Origin of the sequence: Aeromonas sp. FDAARGOS 1405 (assembly GCF_019048265.1) — a bacterium.
Classification (GTDB): Bacteria; Pseudomonadota; Gammaproteobacteria; order Enterobacterales; family Aeromonadaceae; genus Aeromonas; species Aeromonas veronii_A.
Map to the genome: position 1 here is coordinate 272,722 of NZ_CP077311.1, position 14,543 is coordinate 287,264.

Genomic DNA, 14,543 nt, shown 5'->3' on the forward strand with positions numbered 1-14,543 from the left:
CAACACCAAAAACAATAATGACAACAGGGCGACCTGATAATGAATGACATCGCTGCCGTAGCAGGACAATTGGCCAGGCTCAGGGAATCCCTCCAGCAAAAACAGCTGGAGCTCGACGGCGTTCTCTCCTTTTCCGACGCAGAACGAGCTCGTGGCATCCAGTTTATCAACAAGCTGATGCTCTCTTGCCGCGGCTTCGATCGCGAGCTGGATAATCGCTTCGCCAAACTCAAGCAGAGACTGGATAGCAATCCCGCATTCACCTCTCTGGATACAGAGCTACTTGCCATCGAGAAGTTGCTGCAGCAACACAGCAATGCACTGGAAGAGTCGCTCACCCTGACCCAGGCAGCCATTGATCTCGGCTCAAAACAGCTAAAAACCATCAAGGGCTTCCCGGAAGAGACCCGAAAATCCCTCAAGGAATTTCTGAAAAGCCCCGCCGGCTATGGTATTGCAGATCATCAAAAGAAGGTGATTCGCCTGCTTGAATTCTATCAGCAGGCAATCAAGATCCAGCTGCTGCCAAGCCAGCCACTGTCAGGATCTTCAGCTCCCCAACAAGAGAGCGAGCCCGGTTGTGACCCTCAACCTGATGCTGAAACGTTTGATCTCAAAGATCATGCGCGTATCGCAGACGAACTGCAGCGGCTCATCACCGAACTTGATTTCGCCGGCTCAATTGGCGAGAGCCTCGGGGATATCCGCCGTCAACTGCTAATCGGCATCAATCCTGCCATGCTGGCAGAGACCTGTATGCAGGTCATCGAACTGATCATCGAGGGCACCCGCGAGGAGCGCAAAGCCTCACGCGCCTTTCTCAGCTCCCTCAACGAGAGCCTGTCAGCAGTGCATGTCGGCTTTACCGAATCCCTCGACGAAGGGCGTGCACTACAAAATGAAACCCGTGAAACCCGCGAAGCTCTGGTCTGCGAACTGCAGGCCATCGACCACTCGCTGGCCAGCCATAACTCCATCGATGCGCTCAAGCGTGCCATCTCCAGCCATATGGGTGCCATCAATCTGCTGCTGCAAGAACGGGAAAGTACCGCTGCACGGGAACGCCACCTGCTCACCCGTCTCTCCACCATGGAGTCCAAACTGAGGTTGATGAAGGATGAGACCGCCGAATACAAGAAGCGGCTGACCATTCAGAAGCACAAGCTGTTCCTCGACAGCCTGACTCAGGTACACAACCGGGCCGCCCTCGACGAGCGGCTGGAGCAGGAGTTCAAGCGCTGGCTTCGCTACCGCACTCCGCTCTGCATGGCGATCATCGACATCGATCACTTCAAGAACATCAATGACAATTATGGCCACATGGCCGGCGACAAGGCGTTGAAGGTTGTTGCCAAAGCGCTGCAGAGCGCCCTGCGTGACACCGACTTCATCGCCCGTTTCGGCGGCGAAGAGTTCGTGGTGCTGCTGCCCAATATCAACCCGGACAAGTTCCAGAAGCCGCTGGAAACCCTGCGCCAGACCATCAAGAGCATCCCGTTCCGTTTTCGCGATGCCAAGGTGGAGATCACCATCTCCATCGGCGCAACCCTGTTCAAGGATGGTGACAACCCCTCCGATGTGTTCGAACGGGCGGACAGAGCGCTCTACCACTCCAAGAACGCAGGTCGGGATCAAGTGACACTGGCCTGAGTGGTGACTAAAAAAACAGCGAACAGTCGTCGCCCTATTTCCCTCCCCCCTCCGTTGCCACTACTATCAAACTCAGGGGATGCAACATGGCATCCCTTTTCTCCCCAGGGAAAAAACACAACGATAACAAGTGAGTAAAGGGGAACCTATGATTACGCACATCAATCCCGTTGGCAGCATGGATTTGCTGTCACAGCTCGAGGTGGATCGCCTCAAGCAGACTGCCTCCAGCGATATCTATCAACTGTTTCGCAACTGCTCGCTGGCGGTGCTCAATTCCGGCAGCCATACCGACAGCTCCAAGGAGATCCTGGAGCGCTTCAAATCATTCGACATTCATGTGATCCGGCGCGAGCGCGGGGTCAAGCTGGAACTGTTCAACGCCCCCGAGCACGCGTTCGTCGATGGCGAGATCATTCGTGGTATTCAGGAGCACCTCTTCTCGGTGCTGCGCGACATTCTCTATGTCTCCAACCAGCTTGAATCGAACCGGCTGGTCAACCTCACCAATTCGACTCATATCTCCAACGTGGTGTTCGCCATCCTGCGCAACGCCAAGGTGATCCTGCCTGGCGCCGATCCCAACCTGATCGTCTGCTGGGGTGGCCACTCCATCAACGAGATCGAGTACCAGTACACCCGCGCCGTGGGCAGCGAGCTGGGCTTGCGTGAGCTGAACATCTGTACCGGTTGCGGCCCGGGAGCCATGGAGGGCCCGATGAAGGGGGCCGCCGTCGGCCATGCCAAACAGCGGGTGCGCAACGGGCGCTACATCGGCCTCACAGAGCCCTCCATCATTGCGGCCGAGCCGCCCAACCCCATCGTCAACGAGCTGGTGATCCTGCCGGATATCGAGAAACGGCTGGAAGCATTCGTGCGTCTGGGCCATGGCATCATCATCTTCCCGGGCGGGGTCGGCACCGCCGAAGAGCTGCTCTATCTGCTCGGCATCATGATGCATCCGGCCAACGAACGACAACCCATGCCCATCATCCTGACCGGCCCGAAAGAGAGTGCCGACTACTTCCGAGCCATCGATGACTTCATCAAGGCGACCCTCGGTGAACCGGCGACCAAGCTCTACCGGATCATTGTTGGCGATGCACCGGAAGTGGCCCGAGTGATGAAGGAGGCGATGCCGAAAATCCGCGAATACCGCAAATCGGTCGGTGATGCCTACTCCTTCAACTGGTCCCTCAAGATTGAGCCGGAGTTCCAGCTCCCCTTCGAACCGGATCACGCCAGCATGGCCAGTCTGGATCTGCACCGCAACCAGCCGCCCCAGTTGCTGGCCGCCAACCTGCGTCGTGCCTTCTCCGGCATCGTCGCCGGCAACGTCAAGGAAGGGGGCATTCGCGCCATCGAGAAGAAGGGCCCCTTCAAGCTGCACGGCGACAAGGAGCTGATGCACCTGATGGACAAGCTGCTGGAGAGCTTCGTCAAGCAGCAGCGGATGAAGCTGCCGGGCAGTCAGTATGTGCCTTGCTACGAAATCGTCCGCTAGGGTACAGATACATCATCGACAGAGGGGCGCATCGGCGCCCCTCTTTATTGGCGCTATGCCTTCCCGACCGCCATCAATCCCCCATAAGGCGAGTGGTTTGTTACAATGGGGCGTCCCGACCGCCAAGAGTGCCCCATGTCAACTATCCGGCCACACCTGCTCATCATCGATGCCCTCAACCTCATTCGCCGTCTGCACGCGGTACAGGCCCAGCAGGCACTGACCCCTGCCCAGGCGCTGGTTGCAACCCGCGCCAACCTTATCAATACCTGCCGCAAGCTGCTGGCCAATAGCGAGCCGACCCATGTCATTGCCGTGTTTGATGGCGAGGTGCATAGCTGGCGCAAGGAGGTCTATCCGGCCTACAAGGAGGGGCGAACTCCCATGCCCCCCGAACTGCGTGAGGGGTTGGCGACCCTGCAGGATGCCTTCTGGGAGTGCGGTGTCGATGCCCTGCTCTCCGAGACCGATGAAGCGGATGACCTTATCGCCACCCTCGCCAGCGGCATCGCCAGCCATGGCCATCAGGCGACCATCATCTCCACCGACAAGGGCTTCTGCCAACTGATCTGCCCGCAGATCCGGGTGCGCGACTACTTCAACAAGCGCTGGCTGGATGCGGCCTTCGTCCAGCAGCAATATGGGGTAGCCCCTGCTCAGCTGGTCGACTTCTGGGCCCTGACCGGTATCAGCGGTTCCAATATCAAGGGGGTTCCGGGGATCGGCCCCAAGACCGCCACCCAGCTGTTGCAACAATATGGCAATCTGGCAGCCATGCTCGAAGCCTGCCAGCAAGAGGACGCTGCCAAGCCACTGATCAAACTGCGCCAACATCAGGATGAGGCCCTGCTGGCCCAGCGACTGGTGCGCTTGCAGCGGGATATTCCGCTGGGATTCAACCTGCGGGACATCCGCTACCCGCCCCAGCCAGACTAAAGTGCCGAACAAAAATGCAGGCAAGGGCGTGAACCATGACGAGACTCACCCTCGCTGTTGATAAAAGTGAGTAGAATGTAAAGGAATGTGGTTGGTTTGCTGAGTAAATGCTATAAAGCAGCCCCATCCTCCCCTATACCCTGGAAGTGGAACCCTCTCATGTCCAAAAGAAAAATTACCGTGATCCCCGGCGACGGCATCGGCCCCAGCATTATTGAATCAGCCATCCAGATCCTGACCCATGCGGGCTGTGATTTTGAGTACGAATACGCTGATGCAGGTCTGGTTGCCCTCGAGAAGCATGGCGAGCTGCTGCCCCAGGCTACCCTGGATCTGATTGAGAAGAACAAGGTGAGCCTGAAAGGGCCATTGACCACACCGGTCGGCGGCGGTTTTACCTCCATCAACGTCTCCCTGCGCAAGAAGTTCAACCTCTACGCCAACGTGCGCCCGGTCATCTCCTTCAAGGGCACCAGAAGCCGTTACGACAACATCGACATCATCACGGTGCGTGAAAACACCGAAGGGATGTACTCGGGTGCAGGTCAGAAGCGCAGTGATGACAACAAGAGTGCCGAGGCGATGAGCATCATCACCCGCGAAGGGGCCGAGCGCATCGTCAAGTTTGCCTTCGAGCTGGCTCGTCAGGAAGGGCGCAAGAAGGTCACCATCATCCACAAGGCGAACATCCTCAAGTCGACCTCCGGCCTGTTCCTCGAAGTGGCACGTGAAATCGCCAGCCACTACCCGGATATCCAGAGCGAAGAGATGATCGTCGATGCCGCCTGCATGAACCTGGTGATGTACCCGGAGCGTTTCGATGTCATGGTCACTACCAACCTGTTTGGCGACATCCTCTCGGATCTCTGCGCCGGTCTGGTCGGCGGCCTTGGTATGGCGCCCGGCGCCAACATCGGCGATGGCGCCGCCATTTTCGAGGCGGTCCATGGCTCTGCGCCCGACATCGCAGGCAAGAACATTGCCAACCCGACCTCGGTGATCCTCGCCTCCATCCAGATGCTGGAGTACCTCGGCATGCAGGATAAAGCAGAGCGGATCCGCGAGGCAGTACGAGCCACCATCGAATCCGGTGATCGGGTCACCCGCGATCTGGGCGGCACGGCTTCCACCAGCGAATTCACCCAGGCGATCATCGATCGCCTGTAAGCTAACCAATTGATTTTAAAAGGGGGCTTCGGCTCCCTTTTTTATGTTTACGATTACTTTGCCACTCCCGAAACAGCAACTATGTTCAATAGAGAAGAAGAACAGGGAGTGTTTTTCATGAAGGGATACGGGTGCTATCTGGTTTCGGGTCTGATGCTGGTTTGTGGTACTGCAAGTGCCTTCGAACAGACTCAACCAACCCTAACTGCCAAACTACCGCAGCAGGAAAAACGGACTGCCACCGAGGTATGGCGTTCAAGCCTGGATACCAACGACCTGCTCAAGGCGCCCAAACCCCTGTCGTTTGGTATTGAAGTCTCCACCGACAACTTTGGTAATCAAAAGATCACCTCCTACCCGCAACTCAATCTGACCCCGGAAAAGAGCGTCAGCCTGTCGGTTGAACGCTTCAGACCCAAGGTCAAGTTCAAGGCTGGCGGCATGAACACCGCCCTCAGGCTGAGGGCAGACGGGATAAAAATGCAGTTCAATCCGGTCGACAAAACCATCCCGCTGCAGATCGAGATCAAGGTGACTGACGACGAATCTTCCCTGCGCCTCGATTACCGTTTCTGATATTTTCCGGCAGCCGGATATCAAAAGGCCGACAGGTTTCCCTGTCGGCCTTGGTATTTATCGTACGGGCTGAAAGCTTACATCACGCCTTGGGCTCGAGCTTGGAGACCCAGTACTTGTTATAAACATGCACGGTGATCTCTTCCCGATCGTGATAGAGCTGCTTGGCCTGGATCACGAACGCGTTGTCGATCTCCTTGAGCATCTCGCGCAATACCTCGATATTGTGCACCGATTCGGCATACCGCTTCTTCATCGGCAGCTTGAGGTTGAACATCGCCTCCTGACAGTCGCCCTCACGGAACCAGTCCGCAATCATGTGAACGACCCGCGCCGGTTTATCAACCATGTCGCACACCAGCCAGTAGGTGTTCTTCTTGCTCGGACGCCAGACGAACCCGTCATCCCGGATATGCTTGACCTGGCCAGTATCCATCAGGGATTGGGCCATCATGCCGTTGTCGACCGCCGTCACCATCATGCCACGGCGCACCAACTGATAGGTCCAGCCACCCGGGCAGGCGCCCAGATCCACCGCCTTCATGCCTGAACAGAGACGCACATCCCACTCTTCCCGCGGCACGAAGACATAAAACGCCTCCTCCAGCTTGAGGCTGGAGCGGCTCGGTGCATCGGCCGGGAAGCGCAGGCGCGGGATCCCCATGTGGAATCCGGAGTTGTTGAACGAGTAGGAGTAACCCAGCAACACGTGATCATTGGCCATGAAGAAGGCGTGGAACACCGGACGGTTCGGCGTCTCCTTCTTGGTCAGGATCTCGTTGCTGCGCAGCGCCTGACGCAGCGGCACGGTGAACTTGCGGCAGAAGGCCGACAGCTCTTTCGCTTCGTTGGTATCCGCGGTTTCGACCCGCAGATCACCGCAAATGGTGTAGTCACTCACCGCCTCAAGGATGGGGGAGATCCTGTCCGCGACATCCAGATCCTTCAGCTCATGGGTGACCACCAACATCTGGCGGATGAAGATGAGCTCCCGGAACGGCAGCTTGCGAGCCAGCAGGTCCGCCTGCTCCTCGTCATACAGTTCGAAGATCACATAACCGCTGTCGTCCTTGACCCGGGCGAAACCGTAGCACTGCATGTTACCGGCACGCTCGGTGATCTCTGCAGCCGCCTCTTTCTCAAAACCGGGGCGGCAATAAAGCAGCAGATTATTCATTTTTTCCTCCAAGACGACAGCCAGCCCAGATCAGGGCCGTCCATCCCAACATAAAACAGAGGCCACCGGCCGGGGTAATCAACCCCAGCCCCTTGCTGCCAAGCAGCACCATGGCGTAAATACTGCCGGAGAATCCGATGATCCCCAGCACAAAAGCGGTGCCAGCCAGGTGGATCACCCTGCTGCGCACACCACACCAGCCCAGAACCAGCAGGGCCAATGCGTGAAAAAACTGATATTGCACGGCGGTATTGAACGCCGCCAGACGATCGGGCGTAATGCCGGTCGCCGCCAATCCATGGGCGCCATAAGCCCCCAGCATGGTGGCGGTCAACCCGAAGAGACCGGCCAGTACCAGCCAATGTCGATGGATCTGCATCCTCACACTCCCTCTCTCATCACGGCTGGCAATAAAGCCAACCCTCTCGTGCTATCCATGCCGGGCCACAAAATGGCTGATGGCCGCCGCTGCATGCAGCATATTCTCCTGCTCACTCACGCCACTGGCTTTACGCGGTTTGAAACCATGATCACCATCGGTCAACCAATGGACCGATACGGCGGGTGAGAAGGGGAAATCGGCCAGTTCGGCGCGACTACCGAAGGTATCGCGCTCCCCCTGCAACAGCAGAGTTGGCACTGCAATATGCTTGAGTACCTCGCCTCGCCAACTGTCGGGCTTGGCCGGAGGGTGGAAAGGATACCCGAGAATGAGCAATCCTGCAGCATTCATCTCACCCTCGCCTTCACGATAGAGTTCCGCCGCCATCCTCCCACCCATCGACTTGCCCGCCAGAAACAGTCGTGGATGGGCAAACTCGCGGATCATGTCGTGCCAATGAGCGAGCAGCACAGGCGCCCTGTCCGGCGGGCGGCGCTTGCCATCCTGTGCACGCCTGGTCATATAGGGAAAGTTGAAGCGCACCACTTCGATGTCAGGGCCAGCCAGCAGGTGTGACAACCCGGCAAGAAAGGGGTGAGCCATCCCTGCACCTGCCCCGTGGGCCAGCAAAATGCGAACGGGGGCATCAACTGCCCCCTCGCGGATCATATCAGGCATCGGCGAGCCTTGCCCTGCGACGAGCCTCTTCCTGCTCTACCAGCTCCAGCATCCAGTCGCGGAAGGCAACGATCTTGCCCTGATCCGACTGCTGCTCCTGGCACACCAGATAGAAGGCATTTTTGCTCACCAGCACCTGCTCGAACGGGCAGATAAGGCGGCCGGCCTCAATCTCGGGTTGTGCCAGCACGCTGTGGCCGAGCGCCACACCCTGGCCGTGGATCGCCGCCTGGATCACCATGGTGGAGTGGCTGAAGATGGGCCCCTGATTGACGTTGGGGGCATCGATATCGAGCTGACGGAACCAGGCCTTCCAGTCACGGCGGGAGGTATCGTGCAGCAAGGTATGGTGCGTCAGATCCTGCGGAGTGCGCAGTGGCTTGGATCCCGTCAGCAGCAAGGGAGAACAGACGGGGATCAGGTATTCGGTATGCAGCTTGTCACTACGCAGACCCGGCCAGTTGCCGCGCCCGTAATAGATAGCCACATCCACATCGTCAGTCAACGACCCTTCGTCGAGATCGACCGCCTTGATCCGCACATCGATATCGGGATGACGCTCGCTGAACTTGACCAACCGCGGCACCAGCCACTGGATGGCAAAACTCGGTTGCAGACTGACAGTCAACGCCCCTTTGGCACTGCGAGCAAGCAGCTTGTCGGTCGCCTCCGAGATGGAGGCAAAGATATCCTTGATATCGAGGAAGTAACCCTGCCCCTCTTCAGTCAGCAGCAGGGAACGGTTTTTGCGGCGGAACAACTTGATGCCAAGATACTCCTCCAGCGCCTTGATCTGGTGACTGATGGCAGCCTGAGTAACAAACAGCTCTTCTGCTGCACGGGTAAAGCTTAAGTGGCGAGCCGCTGCTTCGAATGCCTTGAGAGCATTGAGCGGTGGTAAACGACGAGACATGACACCAGCCGACGATGAGTTTTTCTAATGGAGCGCATTATAATTTGTCGGTTGCGGGCCGACCAGTGAATAAACATAATTCGCCCAGCAATCAGTCGTCATATGGCTCACATTTTCTACTACATGCTGGTTTTCATGTGTTTTTCGTGAGTCTTTCGACTGTGATTGTGGTGTTGTGTTTCTTCCTCTGCGGGAAGAGGGGCTCAAATCTCACCGGTTTGACCCAGTCTGTCATCTGAATGTGTTTGGCGCCTCCAGCTGGATGGCGCCTTTTTTTTGCACTTTTTATACTTTGAACTGTCCCACCAATTGCTGCTGTTTGTCAGCCAGTACGGATAGCTCACGACCATTTTCGGCGGAGGTCGCCGCTTCGGCCCGTATGGTATGACTCACATCGCGAATGTTGCTGACGTTGCGGTTGATCTCGTCTGCTACCCGGCTCTGCTCCTGTGCCGCCCGTGCAATCTGCTCATTCATCTGATGGATGGTGGAGACAGACTGGATGATCTGCTCCAGAACCTGTACCGAGAGATCTACCTTGGCAAGCGTCTCGTCAGCCTGGTCATGGCCATCGCGGATCGCCTTGACCACTGCCCCGGTACCGGATTGCAGCTGGCTGATCAGGTTCTGGATCTCGACAATGGCATTCTGGGTTCGACCGGCCAGATTGCGCACCTCATCGGCCACCACAGCAAAACCTCTCCCCTGTTCACCGGCTCTCGCCGCTTCAATAGCCGCATTCAGCGCCAGCAAGTTGGTCTGCTCGGCAATTCCCTGGATCACGGTGAGAATATCGTTGATGTTGTCGCTGTTGGCGGAGAGTCGCTCCACCACCGGCTGGGCATCGTTGATGATGGTCATCAGCTTGCGCATCGCCTCCTGGGTGTCAGCAACGACATATTTGCCCTCTTGCGCTGCGGCGTCAGTGGTGTTGGCGGCCGCCACCGCCGAGCCGGCATTACCGGAGACCTGCAACGCCGTGGCGCTCAGCTCCTCAAATGCCGTCGCCACCAGATCGATCTCCTGATACTGGGCCTGCATGCCGCTGCTGGTGCGCTCGGCCACCTGCGCGGCTCGCTCGGCACTGTTACGCGTACCGGAGACAGTATCAATCACCTGACTGATGGTGGATTGCAACTTGTTGAGGAAGCTGTTGAACCACTTGGCCAGCTCGCCGATCTCGTCTTGCCGCTGGATCTCGATACGCTGGGTCAAATCCCCCTCGCCGCTGGCGATATCCTTGAGACGGGCAACTACGGCGCGGATGGGTGCCACAATCTGGCGCGCCATCAACCAGATAAAACTCAGGGCCACCAGCGAGATCAGCACCCCGATTGACAGCTGCGAGACCACGCTGCGATTGGCTTCACTGGCCAGCTCATCTTGCAGTTGCTGGGCCGAGGCCAGCACTACGGCCCGTGGCAATTCAATGTAGATGCCCCATTTACGGTCGGTGCCACGCATGGATACCGGGACAAAGGTCTGCAACAAGGTGCCATCGCTGCTCCAGCGAGTCAGCTCCTGACCCTGACTGAGCCAGCCTTTCAGCTCGCTGGCCAGCCCCTGATACTTCTGATCCAGCCCACGCCCCATGGTCACATCGAACTCATCGGCTCCCGCCACGCGCCCCTCGTGACTGACCAGCAAGATTCTGCCCTTGCCGTCATAGAGCTCCTTGTCCATGGTACTGACCAGACTCTGCAAAGTGGCCAGCGAGATATCGACCCCGACCATCCCCAGCAAGGTCTCCTGCTCCAGCAGCGGGACCGTCACCGAGGTCATCAATATCTGTTTATCGCCCACATCGTCCAGATAGGGCTCCAGCAGGCAGAGGGCACGGGTGCGAATGCTGCAGCGATACCACTCGTTTTCAATTCCACCAGCCTCGGTCGGGCTCTCATCGGCCAGCACATCCTCATTCTGCACTTCCGGCTCTATCTTGCCGTTGTCATAGGCCCAGTAACTGGAAAAACGCCCCTTGTCGTTGGAACCCAGCGCCGTTGAGCCCTGATAGTTGCTGTCTTCCCCATCCAGCTGGTCAGGCTCGAACACCGCATAGACGCCGAGCAGGTTGGTCGATGAGGCTGCCGCATCGTGCAATTGCTGATTGATAGCCCCGCGCAGCGCCTCCGAATGAACGAAGTTGTCGGCCGCATTCTTGCGCTGGAACAGCACGCTCTCGGCCAGCAGACTGGCACGAAAATAGGCTTCATCAAGATAGCTGGTCACCTTGGCGGCCTGCTCTGACCCCATCGCTTTCATCCTGTTTTCGGCTGACAGCTGTGCCTCATGCATGGTGGCTTGCCGCACCTGGGACTGCATCTTGCTCGCGTTATAAATAGAGGAGGTGACCAGCGCAGCGGCCGTGACCAGCAGACAGCAACCGGCGATCAGGGTAATCCGTCCCTGGACAGAAAGAGCATTCATGCCAATATTCCTACTTCATGCAGATACAGGTAGATTATCGACTTTATAAACAAAAACTTAACCATCTCATAGCAAATCCAGCGAGAGTTGGTTTACTTCTCCCTCCTTCGGTAGCCCGACTACCAGTCCCAGCAGACGTATCGAACGCCCTTGTGCCCGCAGCAGCCCTTCCTTGAGCAGTGGTGTGAACAATGCGGCCTGATAGCCCCCTTGGCTGCGATAGACGGTAGTCTGATGGAAGTCGGCAAACTTGAGTTTAATCCCCTGCCCCATCACCTGCTCGGCAGGACACGCCAGCTGAAATCGCCGTTCCAGCTCAGGCAGCAGTTGCTGCAATACCTTCAGACAGGCCTCTTCGTCACAGAGATCGCTTGCCAGGGTGGTCTCCACCCCGATGGTTTTGCGGATCCGGTGCGCCTGCACCGGCTGTTCATCCAGCCCCCAGATCCGGGTCGTCAGCATCTCCCCCAGCTTGCCAAAACGGCTGCACAGCTCTTGTGCCGACAAGGCCCGCGCATCCTCACAGGTGTAGAGCCCCTGTGCCTCCAGCCGCTCGGCAGTCTTGCGCCCCACCCCGGGCAGTTTGCCGAGGGGCAACTGGCAGACAAATTCGGCCACTTCGTCGGGACGAATGACAAACAGACCATCGGGTTTGCGCTGCTCCGAGGCGAGCTTGGCGAGAAACTTGTTGGGGGCCACTCCGGCCGAAGCGGTCAACCCCAGTTCGGTGACAATAGCTTGCCGGATCTCTTGCGCCATCAGGGTGGCGCTGCCGCCACAACAGCGACTGTGGGTCACGTCGAGGTAAGCCTCATCCAGCGACAGCGGTTCAACCTGACCGGTATAGCGCAGGAAAATGGCCCTGAGCTGGCGAGAGATATCCTTGTACACCGCCATTCGCCCAGGGATCAGTACCAGCGGCGGGCAGAGTTTTTTCGCCAGGGCGCTCGGCATGGCGGAGCGCACCCCGAACCGGCGCGCCACATAGTTGCAGGTCGAGATGACGCCGCGCCGCTCGGAGGCCCCACCGATGGCGAGCGGCACCTCCCGCAACGCCGGATTGTCCCGCATCTCCACCGCGGCAAAAAAGCAGTCCATGTCGATATGGATGATCTTGCGCATACCACTGTATAAATAAACAGACATGGCACCATCTTACCCCAAGGATAACCGCAGCTCTATCTCTCTCGTTGCGGCTAAAATAGTAGACTCCAAGGAGACCTTTACTACCACAATGACAAGGAGCGTTCGGGATGAAATATCTTTGGTTGGGACTCTGTTTGCTACCGTTGACCGGCATCGGCAAGAACAACCCGACGTCAGAGTGCCGCTGGCTGTACGACCGGATTGAGATACTGGAACAGGCTATCAAGAAAGGGGACACACTCGGCACAGAGCAAGAGTTGTCACGCTGGCGTGAAGAGTTTCGCAAGAAGAAGTGCAAACAGTACGACTACTGAGCCGGACAAGATGGCGTGACCGACAACGGCAGATAACAAACGGGCCCCGATCAAGATGACCGGGGCCCATTTTTCAAAGCATTACCAGCTTGATTCTGCAGCAGAGTGCGCTCAAGGCAGCACCATAGGGCCAGCGACAGTGGCCGCCACTTCATCCCCGCGCAGCACCCGGACCAGTTCAAGCGCAAACTCGATGGCGCTGCCCGGCCCCTGACTGGTGATAAGGCGATGAGCCTCATCCCTGACGACCCGCTCATGTGACAGTTGCGATGTTGACAGTCGGGGCTGAAAGCCGGGATGACAGGTGACGATGGCATCACCCAGCAGCGCGTGATGTTGCAACACCACCACAGGGGCGGCGCAGATGGCAGCGCGCCAGCAACCAAGAGCGGTCTGCTCTTTGAGCAGATCGATGGCCAGCGGGGTATCGCGGATCACTTCGCTGCCGGGCAAACCGCCGGGCACCACGATGGCTTCAAAGTCCCGACGGGTCAGCTCGTCGATATGACAATCAGCCACCAGCTGTACCCCACGCGATGCCTTCACCTGCCGCGATCCGGCAGGGCAGCAAGAGGCCAGCACCACCTCGATGCTGGCGCGCACCAGGGTATCGACAATCGCAACCGTCTCTATCTCTTCCGACCCGGGGGCCACCAGCACCAGTACACTCACGTTCGCCTCCTTGCAGCTTGCTCTGCCATGTAAAAGATCAGACGGCCTGACTCTTCTCTTTAATCGCCTGATAGAGACCCTGATTGACCGGTACGGCAATGCCATGCCGGGCAGCCTTGGCCAACAGGAAGCCGGTGATGGCCTCAATCTCGGTCTCTCGTCCCAGCTCCATATCCTGATGCATGGAGGAGTAATTGTCAGCGGTCAGTTCCACCACTGTCATCACCCGGCGTTGCAACTCCTCTGCCGTGGTTGCAATCCCTTCGGCACACATCACATCCGCCACTTCCACGCAAATCTGCTGCAGGGCATCGGCAAAACGGGGGCCAGCCAGCTCGCCATTTTTCAGCTTGTAGAGGGCCGTCAGGGGATTGATAGCACAGTTGATGGCAAGCTTTTGCCACTGGCGCACCAATACCTGCTCATCCCAGCCAGCCTGGCCCAGTGCCAGCGCCAGCTCATCCGCAAGCGCGGCATGGGCCTTGGCAGCGTCGTTGATCGGGCCAAGCCAGGTTTCACCCTTGCCAGTATGACGGAAGACAAAATGGCCGCACTGCATAGCCCCATGGCTGGTGACACCGGCTATCACCGGATTGTACGGGAACATCTCGACCACCTGCTCGGCAATGCCCATCCCGTTGTGCAGCAACACGATCGGCACGCCGGCATCCAGCTTACCCACCAGCGGCGTCAGTGCGGCAATCACCTGACTGGCCTTGGTCATCACCAGCAGACGCTGGATCTTGCCGGGTTTGCTGACAAATCCGCGCTCGATATTGAGCAGCTGGACATGCCCCTCCAGCGAGGTGAAATCGATCCCCGGATGGAGCGTGGACTTATGATGTTCGCGCAACAAGACACGGGTTGATTGACCACTCTGGGTCAGCAGGGAGGCAAAAACGCCGCCGAGGGCGCCACAACCCAACAGTGACCACTTCGGAGTAACGGGTGGAATAACGGGCTGTCGGGAATTTTTTAATCCGCTTGGCATGGTGTGACTC

Annotated in this window: 14 protein-coding genes; 6 read left to right on the top strand and 8 right to left on the bottom strand. The window is 58.0% G+C overall.

All coding sequences use genetic code 11. The annotated features are described in order from the left end of the window. The first annotated feature begins 39 nt into the window (after positions 1-39). From I6L35_RS01265 to I6L35_RS01285, 5 genes are all read left to right on the top strand, one after another. Positions 40-1,650: a diguanylate cyclase gene (locus I6L35_RS01265; protein WP_216979333.1), complete on the top strand. Its 1,611-nt coding sequence runs from the start codon at positions 40-42 to the stop codon at positions 1,648-1,650. 148 nt (positions 1,651-1,798) lie between these two features. Continuing rightward, positions 1,799-3,154, top strand: coding sequence for a nucleotide 5'-monophosphate nucleosidase PpnN (gene ppnN / locus I6L35_RS01270; protein ID WP_019445906.1), 1,356 nt, complete (start codon positions 1,799-1,801; stop codon positions 3,152-3,154). Positions 3,155-3,289: 135 nt separating this feature from the next. Continuing rightward, positions 3,290-4,090, top strand: a complete 801-nt coding sequence (gene xni, locus I6L35_RS01275; RefSeq protein ID WP_110303307.1) for a flap endonuclease Xni — start codon at positions 3,290-3,292, stop codon at positions 4,088-4,090. Positions 4,091-4,249: 159 nt separating this feature from the next. Next, positions 4,250-5,257, top strand: coding sequence for an isocitrate dehydrogenase (locus tag I6L35_RS01280; RefSeq protein WP_005349723.1), 1,008 nt, complete (start codon positions 4,250-4,252; stop codon positions 5,255-5,257). Positions 5,258-5,374: 117 nt separating this feature from the next. Then, the gene (locus tag I6L35_RS01285) at positions 5,375-5,833 is read left to right on the top strand and encodes a hypothetical protein (protein WP_216979334.1); all 459 of its coding nucleotides are present in this window, start codon (positions 5,375-5,377) and stop codon (positions 5,831-5,833) included. 82 nt (positions 5,834-5,915) lie between these two features. Here I6L35_RS01285 and rlmM read toward each other — a convergent pair whose 3' ends face one another. From rlmM to dinB, 6 genes are all read right to left on the bottom strand, one after another. Then, complete coding sequence (gene rlmM / locus I6L35_RS01290) at positions 5,916-7,010, bottom strand: 23S rRNA (cytidine(2498)-2'-O)-methyltransferase RlmM (protein WP_005338617.1); 1,095 nt, start codon at positions 7,008-7,010, stop codon at positions 5,916-5,918. Beyond that, entirely contained in the window at positions 7,003-7,389 is a 387-nt protein-coding gene (locus tag I6L35_RS01295; RefSeq protein WP_005343703.1) for a DUF423 domain-containing protein, read from the bottom strand. The genes rlmM and I6L35_RS01295 overlap by 8 nt, the downstream gene beginning before the upstream one ends. Before the next feature lie 51 nt (positions 7,390-7,440). After that, the gene (locus tag I6L35_RS01300) at positions 7,441-8,070 is read right to left on the bottom strand and encodes an alpha/beta family hydrolase (RefSeq protein WP_216979335.1); all 630 of its coding nucleotides are present in this window, start codon (positions 8,068-8,070) and stop codon (positions 7,441-7,443) included. After that, positions 8,063-8,983: a transcriptional regulator GcvA gene (locus tag I6L35_RS01305; protein WP_216979336.1), complete on the bottom strand. Its 921-nt coding sequence runs from the start codon at positions 8,981-8,983 to the stop codon at positions 8,063-8,065. The genes I6L35_RS01300 and I6L35_RS01305 overlap by 8 nt, the downstream gene beginning before the upstream one ends. 285 nt (positions 8,984-9,268) lie before the next feature. Further along, positions 9,269-11,410 carry a methyl-accepting chemotaxis protein gene (locus I6L35_RS01310; protein WP_216979337.1) on the bottom strand — a complete coding sequence of 714 codons (2,142 nt, stop codon included), beginning with the start codon at positions 11,408-11,410 and terminating at the stop codon, positions 9,269-9,271. A 66-nt stretch (positions 11,411-11,476) separates the two neighbouring features. Beyond that, a complete protein-coding gene (gene dinB, locus I6L35_RS01315) occupies positions 11,477-12,532 on the bottom strand; it encodes a DNA polymerase IV (RefSeq protein ID WP_216980227.1) in 1,056 nt (351 codons plus the stop codon). A 131-nt stretch (positions 12,533-12,663) separates the two neighbouring features. On the opposite strand from dinB, the gene I6L35_RS01320 reads away from it, so the two are divergent. Further along, positions 12,664-12,870, top strand: coding sequence for a hypothetical protein (locus I6L35_RS01320; protein WP_216979338.1), 207 nt, complete (start codon positions 12,664-12,666; stop codon positions 12,868-12,870). A gap of 111 nt (positions 12,871-12,981) precedes the next feature. Here the strand turns inward: I6L35_RS01320 and I6L35_RS01325 are convergent, their stop codons facing one another. Together I6L35_RS01325 and I6L35_RS01330 are read right to left on the bottom strand one after the other, a co-directional pair. Further along, positions 12,982-13,542, bottom strand: coding sequence for a DJ-1 family glyoxalase III (locus I6L35_RS01325; RefSeq protein ID WP_216979339.1), 561 nt, complete (start codon positions 13,540-13,542; stop codon positions 12,982-12,984). A 37-nt stretch (positions 13,543-13,579) separates the two neighbouring features. After that, the gene (locus I6L35_RS01330) at positions 13,580-14,533 is read right to left on the bottom strand and encodes a ketopantoate reductase family protein (RefSeq protein ID WP_216979340.1); all 954 of its coding nucleotides are present in this window, start codon (positions 14,531-14,533) and stop codon (positions 13,580-13,582) included. Positions 14,534-14,543: the final 10 nt, after the last annotated feature.

Coding starts and splice junctions, on each gene's coding strand:
- I6L35_RS01320 (WP_216979338.1), top strand. CDS start 12,664: ATGAAATATCTTTGGTTGGGACTCTGTTTGCTACCGTTGACCGGCATC.
- dinB (WP_216980227.1), bottom strand. CDS start 12,532: ATGCGCAAGATCATCCATATCGACATGGACTGCTTTTTTGCCGCGGTG.
- I6L35_RS01280 (WP_005349723.1), top strand. CDS start 4,250: ATGTCCAAAAGAAAAATTACCGTGATCCCCGGCGACGGCATCGGCCCC.
- I6L35_RS01265 (WP_216979333.1), top strand. CDS start 40: ATGAATGACATCGCTGCCGTAGCAGGACAATTGGCCAGGCTCAGGGAA.
- ppnN (WP_019445906.1), top strand. CDS start 1,799: ATGATTACGCACATCAATCCCGTTGGCAGCATGGATTTGCTGTCACAG.
- I6L35_RS01300 (WP_216979335.1), bottom strand. CDS start 8,070: ATGCCTGATATGATCCGCGAGGGGGCAGTTGATGCCCCCGTTCGCATT.
- I6L35_RS01310 (WP_216979337.1), bottom strand. CDS start 11,410: ATGAATGCTCTTTCTGTCCAGGGACGGATTACCCTGATCGCCGGTTGC.
- xni (WP_110303307.1), top strand. CDS start 3,290: ATGTCAACTATCCGGCCACACCTGCTCATCATCGATGCCCTCAACCTC.
- I6L35_RS01330 (WP_216979340.1), bottom strand. CDS start 14,533: ATGCCAAGCGGATTAAAAAATTCCCGACAGCCCGTTATTCCACCCGTT.
- I6L35_RS01285 (WP_216979334.1), top strand. CDS start 5,375: ATGAAGGGATACGGGTGCTATCTGGTTTCGGGTCTGATGCTGGTTTGT.
- I6L35_RS01305 (WP_216979336.1), bottom strand. CDS start 8,983: ATGTCTCGTCGTTTACCACCGCTCAATGCTCTCAAGGCATTCGAAGCA.
- rlmM (WP_005338617.1), bottom strand. CDS start 7,010: ATGAATAATCTGCTGCTTTATTGCCGCCCCGGTTTTGAGAAAGAGGCG.
- I6L35_RS01295 (WP_005343703.1), bottom strand. CDS start 7,389: ATGCAGATCCATCGACATTGGCTGGTACTGGCCGGTCTCTTCGGGTTG.